At 63.9% G+C, this 24,542-nt stretch carries 26 protein-coding genes; 16 read left to right on the top strand and 10 right to left on the bottom strand.

The genetic code is table 11. The features are described from left to right. Positions 1-7: 7 nt before the first annotated feature. The 3 genes from LDO41_RS21060 to clpS form a co-directional block, all read right to left on the bottom strand. Positions 8-1,024 carry a Bug family tripartite tricarboxylate transporter substrate binding protein gene (locus tag LDO41_RS21060; protein ID WP_223991724.1) on the bottom strand — a complete coding sequence of 339 codons (1,017 nt, stop codon included), beginning with the start codon at positions 1,022-1,024 and terminating at the stop codon, positions 8-10. A gap of 159 nt (positions 1,025-1,183) precedes the next feature. Then, positions 1,184-3,481, bottom strand: coding sequence for an ATP-dependent Clp protease ATP-binding subunit ClpA (clpA, locus tag LDO41_RS21055; RefSeq protein ID WP_223991722.1), 2,298 nt, complete (start codon positions 3,479-3,481; stop codon positions 1,184-1,186). Beyond that, on the bottom strand, positions 3,478-3,804 hold the full coding sequence (gene clpS, locus LDO41_RS21050; protein WP_167468394.1) for an ATP-dependent Clp protease adapter ClpS: 327 nt from the start codon (positions 3,802-3,804) through the stop codon (positions 3,478-3,480). Before clpS ends, clpA begins: the two co-directional genes overlap by 4 nt. 425 nt (positions 3,805-4,229) lie before the next feature. On the opposite strand from clpS, the gene LDO41_RS21045 reads away from it, so the two are divergent. Continuing rightward, positions 4,230-4,436 carry a cold-shock protein gene (locus LDO41_RS21045; protein ID WP_223991720.1) on the top strand — a complete coding sequence of 69 codons (207 nt, stop codon included), beginning with the start codon at positions 4,230-4,232 and terminating at the stop codon, positions 4,434-4,436. A 248-nt stretch (positions 4,437-4,684) separates the two neighbouring features. Beyond that, the gene (locus LDO41_RS21040) at positions 4,685-5,437 is read left to right on the top strand and encodes a carbonic anhydrase (protein ID WP_223991718.1); all 753 of its coding nucleotides are present in this window, start codon (positions 4,685-4,687) and stop codon (positions 5,435-5,437) included. Positions 5,438-5,443: 6 nt separating this feature from the next. Here the strand turns inward: LDO41_RS21040 and icd are convergent, their stop codons facing one another. Further along, positions 5,444-6,694 carry an NADP-dependent isocitrate dehydrogenase gene (gene icd / locus LDO41_RS21035; protein ID WP_223991716.1) on the bottom strand — a complete coding sequence of 417 codons (1,251 nt, stop codon included), beginning with the start codon at positions 6,692-6,694 and terminating at the stop codon, positions 5,444-5,446. Between the two features lie 114 nt (positions 6,695-6,808). Between icd and LDO41_RS21030 the strand changes: the two genes are divergently transcribed. The 3 genes from LDO41_RS21030 to LDO41_RS21020 all read left to right on the top strand — a co-directional run bounded on the left by LDO41_RS21030 (position 6,809) and on the right by LDO41_RS21020 (position 8,395). After that, positions 6,809-7,444, top strand: a complete 636-nt coding sequence (locus LDO41_RS21030; protein WP_223991714.1) for a pseudouridine synthase — start codon at positions 6,809-6,811, stop codon at positions 7,442-7,444. A 110-nt stretch (positions 7,445-7,554) separates the two neighbouring features. After that, complete coding sequence (locus tag LDO41_RS21025) at positions 7,555-7,734, top strand: hypothetical protein (protein WP_223991712.1); 180 nt, start codon at positions 7,555-7,557, stop codon at positions 7,732-7,734. Positions 7,735-7,924: 190 nt separating this feature from the next. Continuing rightward, on the top strand, positions 7,925-8,395 hold the full coding sequence (locus tag LDO41_RS21020) for a DUF192 domain-containing protein (protein ID WP_223992087.1): 471 nt from the start codon (positions 7,925-7,927) through the stop codon (positions 8,393-8,395). Positions 8,396-8,421: 26 nt separating this feature from the next. Here the strand turns inward: LDO41_RS21020 and LDO41_RS21015 are convergent, their stop codons facing one another. Beyond that, positions 8,422-8,907, bottom strand: coding sequence for a YajQ family cyclic di-GMP-binding protein (locus tag LDO41_RS21015; protein WP_223991711.1), 486 nt, complete (start codon positions 8,905-8,907; stop codon positions 8,422-8,424). A gap of 82 nt (positions 8,908-8,989) precedes the next feature. On the opposite strand from LDO41_RS21015, the gene murB reads away from it, so the two are divergent. Continuing rightward, entirely contained in the window at positions 8,990-10,009 is a 1,020-nt protein-coding gene (murB, locus tag LDO41_RS21010) for a UDP-N-acetylmuramate dehydrogenase (RefSeq protein ID WP_223991710.1), read from the top strand. A 41-nt stretch (positions 10,010-10,050) separates the two neighbouring features. On the opposite strand, the gene ppnP is transcribed toward murB, so the two are convergent. Beyond that, a complete protein-coding gene (gene ppnP / locus LDO41_RS21005) occupies positions 10,051-10,386 on the bottom strand; it encodes a pyrimidine/purine nucleoside phosphorylase (RefSeq protein ID WP_223991709.1) in 336 nt (111 codons plus the stop codon). A gap of 31 nt (positions 10,387-10,417) precedes the next feature. Further along, the gene (argF, locus tag LDO41_RS21000) at positions 10,418-11,341 is read right to left on the bottom strand and encodes an ornithine carbamoyltransferase (RefSeq protein WP_223991708.1); all 924 of its coding nucleotides are present in this window, start codon (positions 11,339-11,341) and stop codon (positions 10,418-10,420) included. Between the two features lie 302 nt (positions 11,342-11,643). Between argF and LDO41_RS20995 the strand changes: the two genes are divergently transcribed. After that, positions 11,644-11,943, top strand: a complete 300-nt coding sequence (locus LDO41_RS20995) for a DUF3579 domain-containing protein (protein ID WP_223991707.1) — start codon at positions 11,644-11,646, stop codon at positions 11,941-11,943. Between the two features lie 120 nt (positions 11,944-12,063). Here LDO41_RS20995 and rpsT read toward each other — a convergent pair whose 3' ends face one another. Beyond that, complete coding sequence (gene rpsT / locus LDO41_RS20990; RefSeq protein ID WP_223991706.1) at positions 12,064-12,330, bottom strand: 30S ribosomal protein S20; 267 nt, start codon at positions 12,328-12,330, stop codon at positions 12,064-12,066. 399 nt (positions 12,331-12,729) lie between these two features. Between rpsT and murJ the strand changes: the two genes are divergently transcribed. Both murJ and LDO41_RS20980 read left to right on the top strand, forming a co-directional pair. Continuing rightward, positions 12,730-14,280: a murein biosynthesis integral membrane protein MurJ gene (gene murJ, locus LDO41_RS20985; RefSeq protein ID WP_223991705.1), complete on the top strand. Its 1,551-nt coding sequence runs from the start codon at positions 12,730-12,732 to the stop codon at positions 14,278-14,280. 109 nt (positions 14,281-14,389) lie between these two features. Continuing rightward, complete coding sequence (locus LDO41_RS20980) at positions 14,390-15,238, top strand: SirB1 family protein (RefSeq protein WP_223991703.1); 849 nt, start codon at positions 14,390-14,392, stop codon at positions 15,236-15,238. A 42-nt stretch (positions 15,239-15,280) separates the two neighbouring features. On the opposite strand, the gene LDO41_RS20975 is transcribed toward LDO41_RS20980, so the two are convergent. Beyond that, positions 15,281-15,916 carry a VTT domain-containing protein gene (locus tag LDO41_RS20975; RefSeq protein ID WP_223992084.1) on the bottom strand — a complete coding sequence of 212 codons (636 nt, stop codon included), beginning with the start codon at positions 15,914-15,916 and terminating at the stop codon, positions 15,281-15,283. Between the two features lie 154 nt (positions 15,917-16,070). On the opposite strand from LDO41_RS20975, the gene mutL reads away from it, so the two are divergent. Genes mutL through LDO41_RS20960 form a run of 3 tightly spaced genes read left to right on the top strand, consistent with a single transcriptional unit; the run spans position 16,071 to position 19,590 of the window. Then, on the top strand, positions 16,071-18,092 hold the full coding sequence (gene mutL / locus LDO41_RS20970; RefSeq protein ID WP_223991701.1) for a DNA mismatch repair endonuclease MutL: 2,022 nt from the start codon (positions 16,071-16,073) through the stop codon (positions 18,090-18,092). Further along, positions 18,089-19,051 carry a tRNA (adenosine(37)-N6)-dimethylallyltransferase MiaA gene (gene miaA / locus LDO41_RS20965; RefSeq protein WP_223991700.1) on the top strand — a complete coding sequence of 321 codons (963 nt, stop codon included), beginning with the start codon at positions 18,089-18,091 and terminating at the stop codon, positions 19,049-19,051. Before mutL ends, miaA begins: the two co-directional genes overlap by 4 nt. A 38-nt stretch (positions 19,052-19,089) precedes the next feature. After that, positions 19,090-19,590 (top strand): GNAT family N-acetyltransferase, encoded by a 501-nt coding sequence (locus LDO41_RS20960; RefSeq protein ID WP_223991698.1) that lies wholly within the window; start codon positions 19,090-19,092, stop codon positions 19,588-19,590. A 49-nt stretch (positions 19,591-19,639) separates the two neighbouring features. Here the strand turns inward: LDO41_RS20960 and purM are convergent, their stop codons facing one another. Then, positions 19,640-20,692 (bottom strand): phosphoribosylformylglycinamidine cyclo-ligase, encoded by a 1,053-nt coding sequence (gene purM / locus LDO41_RS20955; protein ID WP_223991696.1) that lies wholly within the window; start codon positions 20,690-20,692, stop codon positions 19,640-19,642. 263 nt (positions 20,693-20,955) lie between these two features. Between purM and hda the strand changes: the two genes are divergently transcribed. The 4 genes from hda to folK all read left to right on the top strand — a co-directional run bounded on the left by hda (position 20,956) and on the right by folK (position 24,508). Further along, positions 20,956-21,663: a DnaA regulatory inactivator Hda gene (gene hda, locus LDO41_RS20950; RefSeq protein WP_223991695.1), complete on the top strand. Its 708-nt coding sequence runs from the start codon at positions 20,956-20,958 to the stop codon at positions 21,661-21,663. 117 nt (positions 21,664-21,780) lie between these two features. Beyond that, positions 21,781-22,455, top strand: coding sequence for a histidinol-phosphatase (locus LDO41_RS20945; RefSeq protein ID WP_223991692.1), 675 nt, complete (start codon positions 21,781-21,783; stop codon positions 22,453-22,455). A 1-nt stretch (position 22,456) separates the two neighbouring features. Beyond that, positions 22,457-23,986 (top strand): polynucleotide adenylyltransferase PcnB, encoded by a 1,530-nt coding sequence (gene pcnB, locus LDO41_RS20940; RefSeq protein WP_223991690.1) that lies wholly within the window; start codon positions 22,457-22,459, stop codon positions 23,984-23,986. Then, a complete protein-coding gene (gene folK / locus LDO41_RS20935) occupies positions 23,987-24,508 on the top strand; it encodes a 2-amino-4-hydroxy-6-hydroxymethyldihydropteridine diphosphokinase (RefSeq protein ID WP_223991689.1) in 522 nt (173 codons plus the stop codon). The last annotated feature ends 34 nt before the right edge of the window (positions 24,509-24,542 follow it).

The following is a 24,542-nucleotide window of genomic DNA, read 5'->3' as shown; positions in this document are numbered from 1 at the left end:
GGGGAAATCAATCGAACTGAATGTTGGCCTTGCGGGCGACCGCCTGCCACTTGTCGTGCTCGTGGCGCACCAGATTGCCGAGCTCGGCCGGCGTACCGACCGCGATCTCGAAACCCTGCGCCTGCAGTGCCTCGACCACACGCGGCTGACGGATCGAACTGGCGAGCGCATCGTGCAGGCGCATCACCGTGTCGGACGGCAGATTGGCCGGGCCGAACACACCGATCCAGGAATAAGCCTCGAAGCCCTTGTAACCCTGCTCCGCGACGGTCGGCACCTGCGGCAATTGCTTCAGGCGCGAGGTACCCGTGACGCCGAGCACCTTGATGGTCTTGGCGGCCACATGGGCCTGCACCGCGGCGTAGCTGCTGAAGAACACATCGACTTCACCCGCGAGCACGGCCTGCACTGCCGGGCCACCGCCCTTGTAAGGCACATGCAGGAAATGAACGCCCGCTTCAGTTGCCAGCGCTTCCGCCGCCAACTGATTCAGGCTGCCAATGCCGGATGATGCATAACGCACACCATCGGGACGCGCACGGGCCATATCCACCAGTTCACGCACATTTGACGCCATCAGTGCCGGATTTGCCGCGATCACCAGCGGAAAACGCACCAACTGCGAGATTGGCGTGAAGTCCTTGAAGGTATCGTACGGCAGGTTCTTGTACGCAAAAGGATTGATCGCATGCGTATCGAACGCCATCAGCAGCGTATTGCCGTCAGGACGGGCTCTGGCCACAGTGTTGCTTGCGATCAAGCCGCCCGCGCCGGGCTTGTTGTCGACCACCACGGTCTGGCCGAGTGCGGTCTTGAGTCCGGGCTGCAACTGGCGCGCCACGATATCCACGCTGCCACCGGGCGGGAAAGGCAGCACCATCGAGATAGGGCGGCTATTGGCCGGGCTTTCCGCATGGGCAAGCGACGCGACGGACGACAGGGAACCGAGCGCGATCGACGAGGTACCGAGAGGCAGGGACTTCAACAGCAGGCGGCGCAGCCGCGTGCGTTCGGGAGAGGACATCGGAAACTCGGACAGTGCGATCCTGCGATCGCAACAAGGCAAAAAGAAAAAAGGGCGGCAAAGCTGCCGCCCTGTATTTTGCCCGAGGAATGTACATTCTGCAGACAAAATGCCCGTCTATCGCCCACTATGCCGGGCAACGCGGAACAATCCCTGTTTTCAGGCCTCCGCGCGTTGCTCGCTTTCCGGCGCCTCGGGCGGTTCCGGATCGGCCTCGGAGAAGGTCAGCTTGATCTGATCCTGCTCGTCCAGATCCACCGCGACCTTGCCGCCGCTTACCAGTCGGCCAAACAGCAACTCGTCGGCCAGCCCCTTGCGGATCATGTCCTGGATCAGACGTTGCATCGGTCGCGCGCCCATCAGCGGATCGAAGCCCTTCTTCGCGAGGAACTTGCGCAGTCGCTCGGTGAAGCTGGCTTCCACCTTCTTCTCGTGCAACTGCTCTTCCAGCTGCATCAGGAACTTGTCCACGACACGCAGGATGATTTCCTCGTCCAGCGAACGGAAGCTGATGGTCGCATCCAGACGGTTGCGGAACTCCGGCGTGAACATGCGCTTGATGTCGGCCATCTCGTCGCCCTGCTCGCGCGCGGTCGTGAAACCGATCGTCGCCCGGTTCATGGTCTCGGCGCCCGCATTCGTGGTCATGATGATGATCACGTTGCGGAAATCCGCCCGACGGCCGTTGTTGTCGGTCAGCGAACCGTGGTCCATGACCTGCAGCAGAATATTGAAGATATCCGGATGCGCCTTCTCGATTTCATCGAGCAGCAACACGCAATGCGGCTTCTTCGTCACGGCTTCGGTCAATAAACCACCTTGATCAAACCCGACATATCCCGGCGGCGCGCCGATCAGGCGGCTTACCGCATGGCGCTCCATGTATTCCGACATGTCGAAGCGCAGCAACTCGATGCCCATGATGAACGCGAGCTGCTTGGCCACTTCCGTCTTGCCGACGCCGGTCGGACCCGAGAACAGGAACGAACCGATCGGCTTGTCCGTCTTGCCCAGACCCGCACGCGACATCTTGATGGCCGATGCCAGTGCTTCGATCGCCGGGTCCTGACCGAACACCACCGACTTCAGGTCACGCTCGAGCGTCTGCAGCTTGCTGCGGTCGTCCTGGTTCACGCTTTGCGGCGGGATGCGTGCGATGCGCGAGACGATGTCCTCGATCTCGCCCTTGCCGATAGTCTTCTTCTGCTTCGACTTGGGCAGGATGCGTTGTGCGGCACCCGCCTCATCGATCACATCGATCGCCTTATCCGGCAGATGACGGTCGGTGATAAACCGTGCCGACAACTCTGCCGCGGCCGTCAGCGCCGACGCCGCGTACTTCACGCCGTGGTGCTCTTCGAAGCGCGACTTCAGACCGCGCAGGATCTGCACCGTCTGATCGACCGTGGGTTCGACCACGTCGATCTTCTGGAACCGGCGTGACAGCGCCGCATCCTTCTCGAAGATGCCGCGATATTCAGTGAACGTGGTGGCGCCGATGCACTTGAGCTGGCCCGACGACAGCGCCGGCTTGAGCAGGTTGCTCGCGTCCAGCGTGCCGCCCGACGCGGCGCCCGCGCCGATCAGCGTGTGGATTTCATCGATAAACAGGATCGCGTTCGGATTGTCCTTGAGCGACTTCAGCACGCCCTTGAGACGTTGCTCGAAATCGCCGCGGTACTTGGTACCGGCCAGCAGCGCGCCCATGTCGAGCGAGTACACGACCGCCTTCTCGAGGATGTCGGGCACTTCGTTCTTGGTGATGCGCCATGCGAGCCCTTCCGCGATCGCGGTCTTGCCCACGCCGGCTTCGCCCACGAGCAACGGATTGTTCTTGCGGCGGCGGCACAGGACCTGCACCACGCGCTCCACTTCGCTCTCGCGGCCGATCAACGGATCGATCTTGCCGGCCTTGGCCAGCGTGTTCAGATTCTGCGTGTACTGCTCGAGCGGGCTTTCCTTGCCGTCACCGCCCTCGCCTTCGGGATTGCCTTCACCGTGCTTGGCCGGCTCGGCCTGGTCCTTGCGGATCCCGTGGCTGATAAAGTTGACCACGTCCAGGCGCGTAACGCCCTGCTGCTGCAGGTAGTACACCGCGTGGGAGTCCTTCTCGCCGAAGATCGCCACGAGCACGTTGGCACCTGTCACTTCCTTCTTGCCGTTGGAAGTTGACTGGACGTGCATGATCGCGCGCTGGATCACGCGCTGGAAACCCAGCGTCGGCTGCGTGTCGACCTCATCGCTGCCTGGCACCACCGGTGTGTTGTCGGCGATGAAATTCTTCAGGCTTGTGCGCAAGTCCTCGATGTTGGCCGCGCACGCGCGCAACACCTCGGCTGCCGTGGGATTGTCGAGCAGCGCCAGCAGCAGGTGTTCCACGGTAATGAACTCGTGGCGGGCCTGGCGGGCCTCGACGAAAGCCATATGCAGGCTTACTTCCAATTCTTGCGCAATCATGCTTCCTCCATCACGCACTGCAGGGGATGCCCCGCCTGCCGCGCATGGGTTGACACTAATTCCACCTTGGTCGCCGCGATATCTCTCGTGTAGATGCCGCAGACACCCTTGCCTTCCCGGTGGACGGTGAGCATGATCTGCGTCGCCGTCTCCCGGTCCCTGCTGAAATACTGCTGCAGGATCATCACGACGAACTCCATAGGAGTGTAGTCGTCATTGAGCAGGACCACCTTGTACATCGCCGGGGGCTTGAGCTGCTGCTCTCGCCGTTCGATGACGGTGCCTGCTTCGCGTTGTGGGGTATTCGCCAGCCGTGTAACCATGGCCTTATTCTAACCCTTACTCACAAGTCTGCAATTTGGGGAAAAGCCGCCGGATTCAAGACCCGGCTACTGCGAAAAATCTTAACCGCGATCCTGCGTGTGACAGCGCACGGTAAGTCGCACGCCACGCACGTTGCTGGTGCAGCCTCGCACCGGCGAAGCTCGCACAACCGGCGTGCCTGACGCGCGCCGGTGCACGGCCTCCAAGGTACCATTGCCAGCCGTTTCAATCCCGCCACACCCTACGCCCAGTGGGGAATCTGCCAGCTTGACAGCCTTTTGGTTTGCCAGAAAAATCGATCGCACATCCAGGCACGGCCGGCGAGCCAAAGCATACAAGGTCGTCCTAGGATGGATCCGTGAGCGGGAGGCTTGCGTCCGAACCTTGTCCCCCGCTTGAAACTGTTATTTCGTTGGGGGAGTTTATGGCAAGCGGTATCGTCAAATGGTTCAATGACGCCAAAGGCTTTGGGTTCATCAAGCCGGACGACGGCGAAGAAGAACTGTTTGCGCACTTTTCGGCCATCCAGATGGCAGGTTTCAAAACGCTGAAGGAAGGCCAGCGCGTCTCGTTTGAAGTGGTCCAGGGCCCCAAGGGCAAGCAGGCCACGAACATTCAGGACGGCGTGTAAATCGTGCGCCGACCGTACCGGCCATAGAGCTCGACGGTCCCCTGGATGCGAGGGAGCGGTACGCTACCGGAACGGGATCAGACCCCGCGTCCAGCAAAAAGCCCGGAGATCTCCGGGCTTTTTGTTTGTCTGGCACAGCGCTTTAGATAGCATTTTTCCTAAAGATGACAGGCTCTTGCGCCGAAGCAAGGTGGGAGGACGCGCGTTCCACGACAGTGTGCGTCGGATTTTTCCCAATTTGCATTGTCATGATCAAACGCACCATTCTTTCCCTCGCCCTGCTCGGCACCGCCGCCTGGTTCGGCACCACCCAAGGCCGCGAGCACGCTGGCCCGGCTCACTGGAGCTATGCCGGCAAGACCGGGCCCGAGCACTGGGCCGAGCTCGACCCGGCCTACGCCACCTGCAAGCTCGGCCATGCGCAATCGCCGATCGATATTCGCGACACCAGCACGGGCAAGCCGGTGCCGGTCGACTTCGCCTATACCGCGGGCGCCGCATCGGTCGTCAATAACGGCCATACCGTCGAGTTCGATGTGCGGGACGGCGGCAGCATCCGCGTGGATGCCATCGCCTACCAGCTGGCGAACATTCACTTCCATACACCCAGCGAAGAGCGCTTCGCTGGCAAGGTCTATCCGATGGCGGCGCACCTCGTGCATCGCGACGGCGCCGGCAATCTCGCGGTGGTCGCAGTCATGTTCGAGGAGGGGGAAGACAACGCGGCGCTGGCCCCAATCTTCGCGGCGATGCCGAAGCGCGTGGGCAAGTCAGTGAAGCTGGCGCACGCACTCGACGCCAGCGCGTTCCTGCCGGCCGAGCGCGCGTATTACGCGTTCACCGGTTCGCTGACCACCCCGCCCTGCAGCGAAGGCGTGCAATGGCGCGTGCTCAAGCAGCCCGTGCGGATCTCGCCCGCGCAACTCGACACTTTCCGCCGGCTCTATCCCATGAACGCGCGGCCAGTTCAGAAACTGAACGATCGCAAGGTCGAGGGCTGACCCTGGCTACATGTTGTCGATCATCACCTGGCCAAAGCCGGAGCACGAGACCTGCGTCGCGCCTTCGAGCTGGCGCGCGAAGTCGTAGGTCACCTTCTTCGACAGAATCGCGCGTTCCATCGATGCGATGATCAGGTCCGCGGCTTCGGTCCAGCCCATATGCCGCAGCATCATTTCGGCCGACAGGATTTCCGAGCCCGGATTCACGTAGTCCTTGCCCGCATACTTAGGCGCGGTGCCGTGCGTGGCTTCGAACATCGCCACCGAGTCCGACATGTTCGCGCCGGGCGCGATGCCGACCCCGCCCACCTGCGCGGCCAGCGCGTCGGAGATATAGTCGCCATTGAGGTTGAGCGTGGCGATGACCGAGTATTCGGCCGGGCGTAGCAGGATCTGTTGCAGGAACGCGTCGGCGATGGTGTCCTTGATCACGATGTTGCGGCCCGTCTTCGGGTTGCGCAGCCTGCACCATGGCCCGCCATCGACGAGTTCGGCACCGAATTCCTGCTGCGCGAGTTCGTAGCCCCAGTCGCGGAACGCGCCCTCGGTGAACTTCATGATGTTGCCCTTGTGCACGAGCGTGACCGACGGCCGGTCGTGGTCGATCGCGTACTGGATGGCCTTGCGCACGAGCCGCTGCGTGCCTTCGCGCGACACCGGCTTGATGCCGATGCCCGAACTCTCGGGAAAGCGGATCTTGTGCACGCCCATCTCGTTCTGCAGGAACGCGATCAGTTTTTTCGCATTCGCACTTTCCGCCGCCCATTCCAGACCCGCATAAATGTCTTCCGAGTTCTCGCGGAAGATCACCATGTTCGTCTTCTCCGGCTCGCGTACCGGCGATGGCACACCCTTGAAATAACGCACCGGACGCAGGCACACGTACAGGTCCAGCTGCTGGCGCAGCGTGACGTTGAGCGAGCGGATGCCGCCACCGACCGGCGTGGTCAGCGGTCCCTTGATGGCGACCACGTACTCCCGGACGGCATCCAGCGTTTCATCGGGCAGCCACACGTCGGGGCCGTACACGCGCGTCGATTTGGCGCCGGCATAGATCTCCATCCACGCAATGCGACGCTTGTCGCCGTAGCTCTTGGCCACGGCCGCATCGACGACGCGCAGCATGACCGGCGTGATATCGATGCCGGTACCGTCGCCCTCGATGTACGGGATGATCGGCTGGTCCGGCACGTTCAGCGAACCGTCTTCGTTGACCGTGATCTTCTCGCCTGCGGGAATCTTGATGTGCTGGTACATAAGCGTCTCCTCATTCGCGTCGCGAGGCATTTTGCAGCAAACCGCGCCATGCCGCCATATTGCTCCGCTGCGATCGGGCCGTGACTGGCTCAAGCACGGGCATAATCTGCGCCCATGACGCTGATTGCCCTCAACAAGCCGTTCAACACCATGAGCCAGTTTTCGCCGCACCCTTCGCGGCCCACGCTGGCCGATTGCGTGCACGTGCCCGATGTCTATCCCGCCGGCCGGCTCGATGCCGACAGCGAGGGGCTGCTTCTGCTGACCGACGACGGCGCGCTGCAGGCCCGCATCGCCGATCCCGAACACAAGCTCGCCAAGATCTATCTGGCGCAGGTGGAGGGCGTGCCTGACGACGCCGCGCTCGCCCGGCTGCGGCGTGGCGTGGACCTTGGCGATTTTGTCACGCGCCCGGCGCGCGCGCGGGTCGTGGAAGAGCCGGACTGGCTATGGACGCGCGAACCGCCGATCCGTTTTCGCGCCGCCATTCCGACCACGTGGGTCGAACTCGAGATCCGCGAAGGCAAGAATCGCCAGGTCCGGCGTATGACGGCAGCAGTGGGATTTCCGACGCTGCGGCTCGTGCGCGTGGCCATCGGCGCGCTGCGGCTGACCGAGCTCGGCCTGCTGCCGGGGCAGTCCTGCGCGGTCGAGGCCGCAGCCATCGGCCTGCCAGCGCGCCCCACCCCGACAGCAAAGGTGGGAGCAAAGGCTGACTCAAAGACAGCCGTAAGACGGCGTTACAAATAGGTACATTCCTGTGGTCAACCCGGTACGAGACGGTGTCGTTTCTGTGGCTGACACGTCAAATTGCGCGTCGATTTTTCCCAGACTGCACTCAAAATTCGAGGATTCCGCACATGAAAAAACTGATCGCTGCCCTGGTTGTCGGCCTGTTCGCCACCGGCGCTTTCGCACAAGCTTCGGCGCCTGCTGCCGACGCCGCCGCACCGGCCGCTGCCTCGAAGACCGCCAAGAAGAAGGCATCGCACAAGAAGCACGCTGCGAAGAAGGCTGCCTCGGCACCGGCCGCGCAGTAAATCTTCGCATCAGGCATTCGCACGGGTGCTGCAGCGCCCGCGCGATCCGAAGGCAGGCTCGCTCCGGCAGCCTGCCTTTTTGTTGCCCGCCATGATGGCCCGCGGTGATGGCAACCGTTCTCGCCACCCCAGCGCGCCCGTGCTGCGCTATGCTCACGGTCTGCCGTCGAACCACTCCAACGTTCCCGCCATGCATTCCGTGCTCAAGACTTCGCTGGCCGCCTGTGCTTTCGCGCTGACCGCCTTTGCCCCCGCCTTTGTACCCCTTGCGCACGCCCAGAGCGCGCTGCCCACGATCAATCTGAACGCGGGCATGTACGCCATTCATGCGGAAGTGGCCGACAATCCAGCCTCGCGCGAGCGCGGACTCATGTATCGCCAGAATATGCCCGCGAATGCCGGCATGCTGTTCGTGTTCGACGAGAAGGCCGGACATTGCTTCTGGATGAAGAACACGAACCTGCCGCTGTCGATCGCCTTTCTGGCCGACGACGGCAGCATCGTGAACATCGAGGACATGGCACCGCAGACCGAGGACAATCACTGCCCGCGCGCGGCCGTGCGCTATGCGCTGGAGATGAACAAGGGCTGGTTCGCGCAGAAGGGCATCAAGTCCGGCGCGAAGATTGGCGGGCTGCCCGCACCGAAGCAGCCGCAGTAAGAACGCACTGAGCCCGCACGCGAGGCTCAGTCGCGGAAGTTGTTGAAGTCCAGCGGAGCGTCGGATACATCCTTGCGCAACAGCGCGATCACCGATTGCAGGTCATCGCGCTTGGTGCCCGACACGCGCACGGCATCGCCCTGGATGCTCGCCTGCACCTTGATCTTGCTGTCCTTGATCATGCGGACGATCTGCTTGGCGAGGTCGCCGGTCACGCCCTTCTTGATCGTGATGACCTGCTTGACCTTGTCACCGCTGATCTTCTCGATCTTGCCGTAGTCGAGGAAGCGCACGTCCACATTGCGCTTGGCCATCTTGTTGATCATCACATCCTTGACCTGGCTGAGCTTGAAGTCGTCATCGGCAAAGGCGGTCAGTTCGCCCTCCTTCTGCTCGATGCGCGAATCGGAGCCCTTGAAGTCGAAACGCGTGAAGATTTCCTTGTTGGATTGCTCCACGGCGTTCTTCACTTCCACCATGTTTGCTTCACATACTACGTCGAACGACGGCATCTTCTTTCTCCTGGGTGTCGCGCGCCCGCCGGCACGCTCGACCGGTTACGTATAATCCTGCCCACCACGACTGGTCAATTGCATGGCAGATTTCCGAGAATTTTATCCCCTGCGCCGCCACAACACATTCGGATTCGATGTCCGCGCGCGTCTGGCGGTGTCCGTGCGCAGCGAAAAAGACCTCGTTGAAGCTCTCGACGACCCGCGCGCGCAAGGCCTGCCGGTGGTCGTGCTCGGCGGCGGCAGCAACGTGGTGCTGTCGGGCGACCTCGACGCCCTCGTGCTGCTGATCGAGATTCCGGGCTACCACGTGACCGAAAGCGCGGGTACCGATGGCAGCGTGCATGTTACCGCCGGCGCCGGCGAGAACTGGCACGGGCTGGTTGGCCGCACGATCGCCGATGGCCTGCCGGGCCTCGAAAACCTTGCACTGATTCCCGGTACCGTCGGCGCCGCGCCCATCCAGAACATCGGTGCCTACGGCGTGGAGCTCTGCGAGCGCCTGGCGAGCGTGCGCGCTTATGACCGGCAGACCAGGACGTTCGTGGAACTGGATGCCGCGCAATGCGCGTTCGGCTACCGCGACAGTGTATTCAAGCATGCCGGCCGCGACCGTTACATCATCACCGCAGTGACCTTGTGCCTGCCACGGCCATGGCAGCCCGCGCTCGGATATACCGAACTCGCGCGGGAACTTGAGGGTCTGGACCAACCGGATGCCGCGCGGATCCGCGACGCGGTGGTGGCCATTCGCTCGCGCAAGCTGCCCGATCCGGCCGTGATCGGCAATGCGGGCAGCTTCTTCAAGAATCCGATCGTCGACGCGACGCAGCGCGACGCGCTGGTTGCCGCCAATCCATCGCTGGTCAGCTATCGCCAGTCCGACGGCCGCTACAAGCTGGCGGCCGGATGGCTGATCGATCAATGCGGATTCAAAGGGGTGAGCGACGGTCCCGTGGGCGTCTATGCAAAGCAGGCGCTGGTGCTCGTGCACCACGGCGGCGGTAGCGCGCGCGATCTGCTCGCGCTCGCGCACCGCATCGCGGACACCGTGCAGGAACGCTTCGGCGTCCGCATCGAGCCGGAGCCGGTCATCATCTGACCGGCTGCCGGCGGTTAGCCGCAGAGGTCAGTTGCAGGCGGTCAACCGAAATGGCAGACGTAATCGAGGGTCTCGGTGACCTCGATGTCGAACTTGCTGTCACCCGGCACGCTGAACTGCTGACCAGCGCTGTAGGTCTGCCATTCGCTGGCGCCCTGCAGACGCACGCGACACGATCCACCGTTGATCTCCATGATCTCGGGCGCGCCCGTACCGAACGTCAGTGCCGACGGGAAAATCACGCCCAGCGTCTTGCGCGTGCCATCGGGAAACACCACCGTGTGGCTCACGCACTTGCCATCGAAATACAGATTGGCCTTCTTGACTACGCTTACGTTATCAAACTTGTTGTCGAACTGAGCCTGGCTTTCACTCATTTACCAATTCCTGTTTTCTGGTTTGAAGCGCTTAGTACTTGCCGCAGAGCAGATACTCCATGAGCGCCTTCTGCACGTGCAGACGGTTCTCGGCTTCCTCCCACACGACGCTGCGCGGGCCATCGATGACCGCGGCCTCCACTTCCTCGCCGCGGTGCGCGGGCAGGCAGTGCATGAACAGCGCGTCGGGCGCGGAGCGATCCATCATCGCGGTGGTGACCATCCAGTCCTTGAACGCACGCTTGCGCGCGTCGTTCTCGGCCTCGAAGCCCATGCTGGTCCACACGTCGGTGGTCACCAGATGCGCGCCGTCGCAGGCGGCCAGCGGATCGGCAAACACCTTCACGAGGCTGGCCGCGGAGGCCGGCACCATGGCCGGATCGAGCTGATAGCCAGGCGGCGCCGAGAAATGGAACGTGAAGCCGAGCCGCTCGGCGGCCTGGATCCATGTGTAGGCCATGTTGTTGGCATCGCCGATCCACGCCACGACCTTGCCGCGAATGCTGCCGCGCTGCTCGATGTACGTGAAGACGTCCGCCAGCACCTGGCACGGGTGGTATTCGTTGGTGAGTCCGTTGATCACCGGCACACGCGAATGCGCGGCGAAGCGCTCAAGGATCTCCTGACCGAAGGTGCGGATCATGATGATGTCCACCATGCGGGAGATCACCTGTGCCGCATCCTCGATCGGCTCGCCGCGTCCCAGCTGCGAATCGCGCGTGTTGAGAAACACCGCGTGGCCGCCCAGCTGGTGGATGCCAGCCTCGAACGACAGACGCGTGCGCGTGGAATTCTTTTCGAAGATCATGGCCAGCGTGCGATCGTGCAGCGGGTGCCAGGTCTCGTAGTTCTTGAACTTCGCCTTGAGGATCTGCGCGCGGTCCAGCAGGTACTCGTACTCCTCGGCGGAGAGGTCGTTGAACTGCAGGTAATGCTTGATCGAGGTTGAGCTCATAAAACAATTAAGGCGGCCCGTCGGAGAGCCGCCTTTTCCGTCGCTTGCGCAATTTAACTGCAAGAATCATAAGGGATTATTCAGGCTTTGGCGAGCCCGGAGTCACCCCATGTCAGGGTCACAATGGCGTCATGCAGGTAGGCCCCAATGGGGCGCCCACAGCCGCTCTCGCGACGGGAGGCACTTATGCGCAACTCTTATATAAGATATAATACTCGCTGATTCACGCGGGGCTTGGCATACAGTGCCACCGCCCGCCCCGGCACCAAAAGTGCCTCGCAGACATCGACCCCGCAAGTCCCATGAATTCCAACGTTCGCGAATATTTCATCCAAGGCATTACCACGCAAGGTAAGACTTTCCGTCCGAGCGACTGGGCAGAGCGGCTGTGCGGCGTGATGGCGCAGTTCCGGCCCGAGGGCGACTCCGGCGACCCCCGCTACACCTACTCGCCGTATGTGCGGCCAGTGATCATCGGTGGGGTCAAGAACGTGGTGGTGGATGTGCGACTGCGCGACATCGAGCCCAAGGCGCTGGACTTCGTGCTGAACTTCGCGCGCGACAACGACCTGCAGCTCGTGGAGGCCTGCTCGATCGATTGAGGGCAGGCACCCAGACCAAGCACCCGAACCAAAAAAGGGCGCGTAGAAAACAAAAAAGCTCGTCATGCGACGAGCTTTTTTCTTGCCGGGCTCCCGGGGAAGCCCTGACGAGGACAGCTATCAGACAGCCATGGCCTTGATAGCAGCCGACAGACGCGACTTGTGACGTGCAGCCTTGTTCTTGTGCACGATCTTCTTGTCAGCAATGCTGTCGATCACGTGTTGCGACTGCTTGAAGATTTCAGCAGCGGCAGCCTTGTCGCCGGCGTCGATCGCCTTGCGAACGGCCTTGACGGCGGTGCGCAGACGCGAGCGCAGGCTGGAGTTATGGGCGTTCTGAGCGACGGCCTGACGCGCGCGCTTGCGGGCTTGTGCGGAATTTGCCATTTGATCTCTTTTCCTGAATTCAGAATGCGTGCCCCGGGGCAACGCGAATAACTTTTTTTGGGACGCCTGGGACGCAACCGTTAAGTTACATCGTGCGACCCGGGATGCTCGGGGCGCCCCCGGGATTTTCTCGGAGGGTGACCTAGCAGACGAATCCGGAACGCGACTGTCCTTGCGAATCGGCGATTATACACACAGGGGAGACACGGAGGCAAGGCAGAAGTTGGGCGTGGCGGAACGCGGTCCGACGGTGGCGCGCAACGCCGTCCGTATAATAGGCGCCACATCCAGTCCGTTGCATCGATTGCATCACATCTCGCCTGATACCGTGGCGCGGTGGCAACTTTGCGGCGCGCCGGGCGTCAGACTGGCGCCCGTCCACGCACTTCCCGATCCATCTTGAACCTGCTCAAAGCGCTCGCCACCATCAGCAGCCTGACGATGCTCTCGCGCATCACCGGCCTGATGCGCGAAATCCTGATTGCCCGCACATTCGGCGCCTCGGACATGACCGATGCGTTCAACGTCGCCTTCCGCATCCCCAACCTGCTGCGCCGCGTGTTCGCCGAGGGTGCATTCTCGCAGGCGTTCGTGCCGATCCTCAACGAGTACAACGGCCGACGCGGGCTCGACGACACGCGCGCACTGATCGATGCGGTGTCCACCGTCATGACCTGGGTGCTGGTGGCCGTTTCGGCGCTCGGAGTGATCGGCGCCCCGCTGGTGCTGACCGCGGTGGCCACGGGCTTCCGCGGCCAGAGCGAGACCTATGACGCCGCGGTGTTCATGACGCGCGTGATGTTTCCGTATATCGGCCTGATCTCGCTGGTCGCGCTGGCCTCGGGCATCCTCAATACATGGCGCAACTTCGGCGTGCCCGCGTTCACGCCGGTGCTGCTGAATCTGTGCCTGATCGGCGCGGCGCTGTTCGTGGGGCCGCATATGGCCCAGCCGATCTACGCGCAGGCGTGGGGCGTGCTCGCGGGCGGTGTGCTGCAGCTGGCGATCCAGATTCCCGCGCTGCGCCGCCTTGGCGTGATGCCGCGGGTGTCGTTCAATGTGCGCGCGGCCTGGTCCGACGAAGGCGTGCGGCGCGTGATCAGGCAGATGCTGCCGGCGCTGCTGGCGGTGTCGGTGGCCCAGATCAGCCTGATCATCAATACCAATATCGCCACGCACCTGGCCGCGGGCAGCGTGTCATACCTGACCTATGCGGACCGATTGATGGAGTTTCCGACCGCGCTGCTGGGCGTGGCACTCGGCACCATTCTGCTGCCGAGCCTGTCGCGCGCCAGCGCGGAAGACAATCGCGAGGAGTATTCCGGCCTGCTCGACTGGGGCCTGCGCCTGACGTTCCTGCTCGCGGTACCGTGCGCCGTGGGCCTGTTCGTGTTCGGCACGCCGCTGACGGCGGTGCTCTTCCACTACGGCCGCTTCGACGCGCACGCGGTGGAGATGACGCGGCAGGCGTTGGTGGCCTATGGCACCGGACTGCTCGCGCTGATTCTGATCAAGATCCTCACGCCGGGCTTCTATGCGCGTCAGGACATTCGCACGCCGGTCAAGATCGCACTGCTGGTGCTGGTGATCACGCAGGTCTCCAACGCGTTTTTCGTGCCGCGCTTCGGCCATGCGGGGCTGGCGCTTTCCATCAGCTTCGGCGCCACCGTCAATGCACTGCTGCTGTTCCTCGGGCTGCGCCGACGCGGGTTCTACCGGCCCGCGCCGGGCTGGGGCATCTTCCTGGCGCAACTGCTGGCCGCAGTGCTGATCCTCGCGGGCATGCTGCTGTGGTTTACCCGCACGTTCGATTGGATCGCCCTGGGCGCAACGCCCGGCTTGCGCATCGCGCTGATGGCGTCGAGCCTGGTACTTGCGGCGGTGGTCTACTTCGGTACACTGTGGCTCATGGGGCTGAGGTACTCCGCATTTCGGCGGAGGGCCGGGTAGGACGAACCGGATAGGTCGTACCGGTAGGACGTACCGGCTAGGGGGACATTGGGGTAGCTATATTGGAAACACGCCGCGACGCATCAGACGCCGCCATCAGGAACCCGCAATGACATCCACGAAAGTCCTGGATTACTTCGCCAGTCTCGTGGCGGACGAGCATGGCATCCCGCTGACCGAAACCGCGCTCTCCATCGCCCAGGATGCGTATCCCGATCTGGACCTGCAGTCGGAACTTGCCGCGCTGGACATGCTCGCGGTGCGGCTCAAACGGCGCATCGCCGAAGGCACGCCGGCGATTCAGCGCCTGCGCCTGCTCAATCATTTCTTCTATCGCGATCTCGGTTTTGGCGCCAACGCCAACGACTACTATGATCCCGACAATTCGTACCTCAACGTCGTCATGAAGCAGCGACGCGGGATTCCGATCTCGCTCGCGGTGCTGTTCATGGAGCTGGGGCAGCAGATCGGCCTGCCGCTCAAAGGCGTGTCGTTTCCCAACCATTTCCTCGTGCGCATGACAATTCCGGCCGGCGAGGTGGTACTGGACCCGCTGACCGGCGATACGTTATCGAAGGAACAGTTGCAGGAGATGCTCGATCCGTACCTCGAGCGCGAAGGCGTCGGCGACTCCAATCAGGTGCCGCTCGGATTGTTCCTGCAGGTGGCGAGTCACCGCGAGATCATCGCGCGCATGCTGCGCAATCTGAAGGCCATCTATCTGCAGGAGTCGCGTTGGCAGCGGCTGCTGGCGGTGCAGAACCGTCTGGTGATCCTGCTGCCGAACTCGATCGAGGAAGTGCGCGACCGCGGTCTCGCGTATGCGAACCTGGAGTGTTTCCGGCCCGCGCTGGAAGATCTGGAAGCCTATGTGCAGGCCCGGCCCGACGCGGCCGACACCACGCAGATCCGCGATCGCATGCCGGCGCTGCGCATGATGAGCCGCAGCCTCAATTGAAAACGGGGCCCAGGGGCCCCGTTCTCGTTGGTGGTGTCGAGCTTAGTGTGGGTCGACCGAAGCGCGCTTGCCGCCGCGCACCAGACGCCAGATGCCGCCCAGCACCAGGGGCACCACCGCCGCGCCGATACCGGCCAGTACGATCACGTTCAGGTACTGCTTGACGAACGGCAGGTTGCCGAAGAAGTATCCCGCGAACACCAGCCCCACCACCCACAGCAACGCGCCCAGCACATTGAACAGCTGGAAGCGCGCGAACGTCATCTGCGAAACCCCCGCCACGAACGGCGCAAACGTGCGCACGATCGGGATGAAGCGGGCCATCACGAGCGTCTTGCCGCCATGGCGCTCGTAGAAATCGTGCGTACGGCGCAGCGATTTCTGGTCGAGGAAGCGCCACTGGTGCTCGAACACCTTGGGTCCGATCCAGCTACCGACCATGTAGTTGACGGTGTTGCCGGTGATGGCGGCCACCAGCAGCAGCCCCGACAGCATCCACTCGTTCATCGCGCCGGTCGCGCACATTGCGCCCGCAATGAACAGCAGCGAGTCGCCGGGCAGGAACGGCAGCACGACGAGGCCGGTTTCGGCGAACACGATCGCGAACAGGATGCCATACACCCAGACGCCGTAATCCTGGACGAACTGGCCCAGGAATTTATCGACGTGGAGCACCATGTCGAGCAGTTGCAGTACGGTATCCAAATCAGTCTCACTCCGAAAAGAAGGTCCCCATGATACAAGAGCGGCCGGGCGCCTCGCGCACTTGTGGTCGCGCCACGCCCTGCCCCGCGTGCCGAAAATGTTCGCTCGCGCACGTATAATTGGCCGCATGCCTGCCGACGCCTCCCGTACCGCCCAGCCCCTGCGACCCATCCGCCAGAATCGGCCTATTAGACCCTTACCGGATCAATTGATCAGCCAGATCGCCGCCGGCGAGGTGGTGGAACGGCCGGCCTCGGTGGTCAAGGAACTGCTTGAGAATGCGCTCGATGCCGGTACCACGCAACTCGGCATCCGCCTCGAGGAAGGCGGCGTCCGTCGCATCGTGATTACCGACAACGGCTACGGCATTCCGGCCGACGAACTGCCCGTGGCGTTGATGCGCCATGCCACCAGCAAGATCGCTTCGCTCGACGAACTCGAGGCCGTGCTCACGCTTGGCTTTCGCGGCGAAGCGCTGGCCTCGATCGCATCCGTCTCCCACCTCGTACTGACCAGCCGTACCGCGGACGCGGCGCATGCCTCGCAGGTCGCGGCCGATTCGGGCGAGTTGCAGCCTGCCTCGGGCGGTGTCGGCACGATGGTCGACGTGCAGCACCTGTACTTCAACACGCCAGCGCGCAGAAAGTTCCTCAAATCGGAACAAACCGAGCTCGGACATTGCCTGGAGATGGTGCGGCGCGCGGCGCTGGCGCGGCCCGATGTCACGATTTCAGTCCACCACAACGGCAAGCCGCTCGAGCACTGGAATGCCGGCGATGTGGCCACGCGGACGGCGCAGGTACTCGGCGACGACTTTGCGCGCGCGCGGCTGCCGCTCGATGAAGAAGCGAGCACGCTGCATCTATATGGCTTTGCGGGCCTGCCCACGGCGTCGCGCGGGCGGCCGGATCAGCAGTACTTCTTCGTCAACGGCCGCTTTGTGCGCGACAAGCTGCTGAATCACGCGGTGCGCAGTGCCTATCAGGACGTGCTGCACGGCGACCGCTTTCCGTCGTACGTGCTGTGCCTGGATCTGCCGCCCGAGATGGTCGACGTCAACGTGCATCCGTCGAAGATCGAGGTGCGCTTCCGCGAGTCGCGCGCGGTGCACCAGTTCGTCTATCACGCCGTGCAGCGCTGCCTGGCGCGGCAGGCAGGCGAACAGGGCGACAGCCTGCATACCGACGCGGGCCTCGACGCCGGTGGCGCCAACCCGCTCGCCACGGCACGCGGGCTGCCGGGCGGAGGTGCGGGCGCCGGGGCGGCCCCGCAATGGATCAACTACTCGGCGGGTCGTCAGACCGAGCTGGGCATCGCGCAGCCGCGTCAGGCCTACCTCGGGATGATGCGCGACGCGACCGGTGGCGCGCGTGGCCACGGGTTCGAGGGTGGCGCTGGTGCCTCCTACTCGCCCGCTACCGCACCGGGATACGTCCCCGCATCGCAACCGCCCGCGTGGCTGGCCGATGCGCAGGCCGCGCGGGCCGACGATCCACCTGGGCTGCTCGACGCGCAGCGTTTCGTACGCCCCAGCCTCGATACCGCGGACGGCGCCGGCGACGATGAACATCCGCTCGGCTACGCGATTGCGCAATTACACGGCATCTACGTGCTCGCACAGAACGCGCGTGGACTCGTGCTCGTCGATATGCACGCCGCGCACGAACGCATTCTTTACGAGCAGATCAAGACCGCGCTCGACGCGCGTGAGCTGGCGGTGCAGCCGCTGCTGATTCCGGTGACGCTGCCCGCGAGCGCGGTGGAGATCGGTGCCGCCGAGGAGCATCAGGACACTCTGCGACAGCTCGGTTTCGACATCGCGCCGGTCTCGCCGACCACGCTCGCGGTGCGCGCGATTCCCGCGCTGCTCAAGCAGGCCGACACCGAAGCGCTCGCCCGCGATGTGCTGCGCGACCTGCATTCGTACGGCGGTTCGCGCGTGCTGATCGAGCGCCAGAACGAGCTGCTCGCGACGCTCGCGTGCCATAGCGCGGTGCGCGCCAACCGCCGGCTGACGGTCGAGGAAATGAACGCGTTACTACGCGAGATGGAGCAGACCGAACGCGCCGACCAGTGCAATCACGGCCGGCCGACCTGGGTCCAGTTATCGGTCGCGGAACTCGATCGGTTATTCCTGCGCGGCCAGTGAGCGTCGCCGCAGTGAGCCACACCATCACGCCCCCGATCGTCTGTCTGCTGGGTCCGACCGCATCGGGCAAGACCGCCGCCGCGCTCGCGCTGGCCGAGCGCGCGCCGATCGAGATCATCAGCCTCGACTCCGCGCTGGTCTATCGCGAAATGGATATCGGCACCGCCAAACCCTCGCGCGCGGAACTGAACGCGGTACCGCACCACCTGATCGATATCGTGGATCCCGCCGACAGTTATTCCGCGGCGCAGTTCGTCGCGGATGCCGAACGGCTGATCGAGGCGATTCGCGCGCGCGGCCGCATGCCGCTGATCGTGGGCGGCACGATGCTGTACTACAAGGCGCTCACGCAGGGCCTCAACGATCTGCCCCAGGCCGATACCGCAGTGCGTGCCGAACTCGATGCGCTGGCGGCCGAGCGCGGCTGGCCCGCACTGCACGCGATGCTCGCGCAGGTAGATCCCGTGACCGCCGCGCGCCTCGCACCCAACGATGCCCAGCGCATTCAGCGCGCGCTCGAGATTCATCGCCTGACCGGGCAGCCGATGTCGGCATTGCTCGCGCGCGAGGCCGCCGCGCGCACGTTCACCGGCAGCGCCGATGCGCGCTTCCGTGTGATCGCGCTCGAGCCGTCTGATCGCGCCGTACTGCATGCGCGCATCGAGACGCGCTTCGATGCAATGCTCGCGCAAGGTCTGCTCGACGAGGTGAAGCAGCTGCGCGCGCGTGGCGATCTGCATCCGGGCCTGCCGTCGATTCGCTGCGTGGGCTATCGGCAGGCATGGGAATACCTCGATGGCGCCTGCGACTACCCCACCATGCGCGAGCGCGGTATCGTCGCCACGCGACAACTCTGCAAGCGGCAGATCACGTGGCTGCGCAGCACGCCAGAGCGGCTGACCGTCGATTGCCTCGCCGACGATTACGTGCAGCAGGTGGCGGCGCTTGCGTTCGCCTGACTTCCCCCTACACGACATTTGACGACACTTTCACACCCATGCCTGACCACGCCCGCACCGCCTTCACACTGCGCCCCGCCACGGCCGCCGACAGCGCGACGCTGTTGCGCCTGATCGTCGCGCTGGCCGAGTACGAGAAGCTCACGCACCTCGTGGAAGCCACGCCGGCGAAGCTCGAAGCCGCGCTGTTCGGCGCGCGGCCGCAAGCCGAAGCGGTGATAGCCGAAGTGGAAGGTGGCCAGGCGGTAGGGTTCGCGTTGTACTTTCACAACTTTTCGACGTTCCTTGCCAAGCCCGGTCTCTATCTCGAAGATTTGTTCGTCGAGCCCGCCTGGCGGGGCCACGGCATCGGCAAGGCGTTGCTGCGCCATCTGGCGGCACTCGCGCTCGAGCGTGGCTGCGGTCGTTTCGAATGGTCGGTGCTGGACTGGAACCAGCCGTCGATCGACTTCTACGAGGCCATGGGTGCCGACGTGATGCCGGACTGGCGCATTTGCCGCGTGACCGGCGACGCGCTCACGCGATTGGGGTCGAAATAAGAAAAGCCGGCTTGCGCCGGCTTTTTTATCGCTGCGAACGACCAGACAATCAGACCACCACGGTCTGCGCCTGACCTTCGGCGCGCTCGCGGATTTCGCCGATCTGGTACACGGCCTCGCCCGCTGCCTGCAGATGACGGATCGCGCGATCGGCATCCGCCTTCGCGACGATCACGACCATGCCGATACCGCAGTTGAACACGCGGTGCATTTCGGCGTCGGCCACATTGCCCTGCGCCTGCAGCCATTGGAACAGCGGCGGCAGCGTCCATGCGTCCTTCTGGATCACGGCGGTCAGGTTGTCGGCCAGCACGCGCGGCACGTTCTCGGTCAGGCCACCACCGGTGATGTGGGCCATGCCCTTGACCGGCAGCGTCTCGATCAGCGACAGCAGCGGCTTCACGTAGATGCGCGTCGGCGCCATGATGGCGTCCTGCAGGCGCTGACCATGGAAATCGGCGTTCAGGTCCGGACGCGCGACATCGATGATCTTGCGCACGAGCGAGTAACCGTTGGAATGCGCGCCCGACGAAGCCAGGCCCAGCACGACGTCGCCCGGGGTAATCGTGGTGCCATCGATGATCTTGCGCTTTTCCACCGCGCCAACCGCAAAACCGGCCAGGTCGTACTCGCCGTCCGGGTACATGCTCGGCATTTCGGCGGTCTCGCCGCCGATCAGCGCGCAGCCGGACAGTTCGCAACCGTGCGCGATGCCCTGGATCACCGTTGCGGCGGTATCCACATCGAGCTTGCCGCAGGCGAAGTAGTCGAGGAAGAACAGCGGCTCGGCACCCTGCACGAGGATGTCGTTGACGCTCATGGCCACCAGATCCTGGCCCACGGTGTCGTGGCGGTTCAGCTGGAACGCGAGCTTGAGCTTGGTGCCCACGCCGTCGGTACCGGAGACCAGCACCGGCTCCTGGAATTTCTTCGACAGCTCGAACAGCGCGCCGAAACCGCCGATGCCAGCCATCACGCCTTCGCGCATCGTGCGCTTGGCAAACGGCTTGATCCGGTCGACCAGCGCGTCGCCGGCATCGATGTCAACACCGGCGTCGCGGTAGGAAAGGCCTGCCTGGCCGGTGGGCGAAGATGCGCTCATAGGAGTCCTGCTTGACTTGGAAGAGGTGGTTCGGACCGCCCTGCCCGGTCGCATGTGACGCGGAATGCAGGCAAGAGTCCAGTAGAATCGCGATTTTAACGGATACCGGCACCCGGCTTCCACTATTCCCGCGTGCCCCCCGATTGCGTCACCCAAATGCCTCACCCAATGAACGCCCTCCGCGCTGCAACTGAGCGACAATTCAACTGCCATTGAGCTATATCCGAGCCGCACCTGAGTCGAAACCGAGCTCTTCAATCGTCATGTCATCGCGTCCCAAGCAGCTATCGCTCGAACTCGGCAACCCGCCACCGTCCACGTTCGAGAATTTCGTCGTGGCATCGAACCGCGAGCCAGTGCAGCGCCTGCGCGAGCTGTCGGGCGCCGTGGCGAGCGAGCATGCCGTCGATCGCCTGATCTACCTGTGGGGCGAGGTCGGCTCGGGCCGCACGCATCTGTTGCACGCGCTGTGCGACGCCGGTTTCCATACCGGGCTGAACTGCCGTTACCTGAGCCCGCATCACGCGCTCGCGGATTTCATTTTCGACCCGTCGTGCCAGCTCTACACGGTGGACGACGTGGAATTGCTCGACGAGGCCCGCCAGATCGCGGTGTTCTCGCTTTACAACGAAGTGCGTGCTCACGTTCGTACCGCGCTGGTGGTGGCGGGCGGTGCCGCGCCCCGGGTGATGCCCGTACGTGAAGATCTCCGCACCCGGCTCGGCTGGGGGCTGGTCTATCAGGTGGCTTCGCTGTCGGATCAGGACAAGATGGCCGCATTGATTCAAGCCGCGCGCGAGCGCGGCCTGCAGTTGTCCCCGGAAATCCCGCACTGGCTCGTCACGCGGCACTATCGCGACATGCCGAGCCTGATGGCGCTGCTGGATGCTCTGGATACTTATTCTCTCGAGCGCAAGCGCGCGGTCACGCTGCCGCTGCTGCGCGAGATGTTTGCCGAACTGCGGGAGTGACGCCGCGCCTGTTATCCGCCCGTCGCGCCCCCCGGCCGCCCCCCCGAGGGTCCGCCCGCCTGCTTCGCAGAGCCAGCGGCCGACCGCCTCATGCACCTTAAGGTAAAATCGCCGCCCATGAATCTGGCATTGTTTGACCTCGACCACACCCTGATCCCGACCGATAGCGACCACGAATGGGGCCGCTTCCTCGTCCGCATGGGCGTGGTCGATGAGGAATCCTATCGCCGCAAGAACGACGAGTTCTATGCGCAATACAAGGCCGGCACGCTCGATATCCAGGCGTTCCTGCGCTTCGCGCTTGCGCCGCTGGCGGCCAATCCGCGCGACCGCCTGGAAGAATGGCGTGGCCGTTTCATGCGCGAGGTCATCGACCCCGTCATCACGCCGCAGGCCCGCGCGCTCGTGTACAAGCACCTCGAAGCCGGCGACCTGTGCGCCGTGGTCACCGCGACCAACAGCTTCGTCACCGCACCGATCACCGCGGCTTTCGGCATCAAGCACCTGATCGCCACCGAGCCCGCCACGGCTGACGGCCGTGCCGACAGCGCGTTCACCGGCGAAGTGGCCGGCGTGCCGAGCTTCCGCGAAGGCAAGATCACGCGGGTGGAAACGTGGCTGAAAGGCCTGGGCGCGCGCTGGGAGGACTTCGGCACCACGACGTTCTACAGCGACTCCGCCAACGACCTGCCGTTGCTCGAGAAGGTCAGCGATCCGATCGCGGCCAACCCCGACGATCGCCTGCGCCACCACGCCGCCGCAGCCGGCTGGCGCATCATGGACCTGTTCTGACGTGATCAAGAAGCTCATCAACCGGCTGCTGGGCAAGCCCGGGCCCAAACAACGCCTGCTCGGCCGCGCGCATACGGCGCGCATCGTCGGCGTGGACGAACACAAGATCGATCCCACGCTGATCTCGCGCAACGCGGTCAAGGTTACGTCGACGCTGCAACAGGCTGGCTACCAGGCCTTTATCGTCGGCGGCGCCGTACGCGACCTGCTGGTTGGCATCAAGCCGAAGGACTTCGACGTCGCGACCAACGCCACGCCCGATCAGGTGCAGGCGCTGTTCCGCCGCTCGCGCATCATCGGCCGGCGCTTCCAGATCGTGCACGTGACGTTCTACGGCGGCCGCGAGCAGGAGATCATCGAGGTGTCGACGTTCCGCGCGCTGGTCGACGCGGTGGCCAGCGAGACGCTGCCTGAAGGACGCCGCCTCAAGCGCGCCGAGCTCGATACCAAGACGCATGCGATCGACGCCTCGGGCCGCGTGCTGCGCGACAACGTGTGGGGTTCGCAGGCCGAGGACGCGGAGCGCCGCGACTTCACGATCAACGCGATGTATTACGATCCGGCCGCGCAGACCGTGCATGACTACCATCACGGCATGGAGGACATTCGCGCGCGCACGCTGCGCATGATCGGCGATCCGGTCACGCGCTATCGCGAAGATCCGGTGCGCATGCTGCGTGTGGTGCGTTTTGCGGCCAAGACCGGTTTTACCATCGACGAACATACGCGCGAGCCGATCGCGGGCCTGGCCTCGCTGATCCACAACGTGCCGAGCGCGCGTCTGTTCGACGAGATGCTCAAGCTGCTGATGTCGGGCCACGCGTGGGCCTCGCTGCAGGAGCTGCGCAAGGCGGGCCTGCACAAGGGCCTGCTGCCGCTGCTCGACGTGGCCATCGAACAGCCGATGGGGCAGCGCTTCGTGCAGCTCGCGCTCGACAATACCGACCGCCGTGTGCAGGCTGGCAAGCCGGTATCGCCGGGCTTCCTGTTCGCGTCGCTGTTGTGGCACCACGTGCTGCAGCGCTGGGAGCGTCAGCGCGAGGAAGGCGAGCATCCGATCGCCGCGCTCAACACCGCGATGGACATGGTGCTCGAGAAGCAGACTGGCCAGCTCGCGATTCAGCGCCGTTTCGTGACGGATATGCGAGACATCTGGGGCATGCAGCCGCGCTTCGAGAAACGTGTGGGCCGCATGCCGCATCGTCTGCTCGAGTCGCCGCGCTTCCGCGCCGGTTTCGACTTCCTGCTGCTGCGCTGCGAATCCGGCGAGCAACCCGCGGAACTCGGCCAATGGTGGACCGATTTCCAGAACTCGTCGCCCGACCAGCGCGAGGATCTGATTGCGTCGGCGCGCCCGTCGCGCAACGCGCAGCCGGAGGGCGAAGGTCCGAAGGACGGCGTCAAGAAAAAGCGCCGTCGGCGGAGCCCGCGGAAATCGGATACAGTTTCCTCCCGGAGCGACACGGACGCGGCGGATGGGGGTCAGGCCGCAGCAGAAGGGTCCGGCCGCATCCAGCCGGAGGACTCATAAATGACACTTGCCTATATCGGCATCGGCGCCAATGTTGGCGATGCCCGCCAGGCATTGAAGGACGCCATCGTGTGCTTGGCCCAGCAGATCGGGGTCACGGTCGCGGCGAAATCCTCGTTTTATCGTACCGCGCCGGTGGATGCCGGCGGTGACGACTATTTCAACGCCGTGGTGAAGGTGGAAACACCTTTCACGGCGCCGCAGTTGCTCCGCATCTGCCATCACATCGAAGACCAGTTCGGACGCGAGCGGCCCTTTCGCAACGCGCCGCGCACGCTCGATCTCGATCTGCTGCTGTACGGCACCGAGATCATCGACAGCGAGCCGCTCACCGTGCCGCATCCGCGCATTACGGAGCGCGCGTTCGTGCTGGTACCGCTGCTTGAACTCGACCCAGAGCTCGTGATTCCGGGCCGCGGCCGCGCGGCCGATCATCTGCCAAGCGTCAAAGACCAGCGCATCGAGAAGTTTTCCTCATGCAAGTGTTCGCGGCTCGCGCAGCAAGCATCCTCCGCGCCCTGAACTGCGCTCCGAGCCGCACCCCGAGCCGGCCCGC

The organism is Cupriavidus pampae (genome assembly GCF_914271485.1).
GTDB classification, from domain to species: Bacteria; Pseudomonadota; Gammaproteobacteria; order Burkholderiales; family Burkholderiaceae; genus Cupriavidus; species Cupriavidus pampae.
The sequence above is the reverse complement of the archived record's forward strand: the minus strand, read 5'-3'. Positions and strand labels throughout refer to the sequence as shown.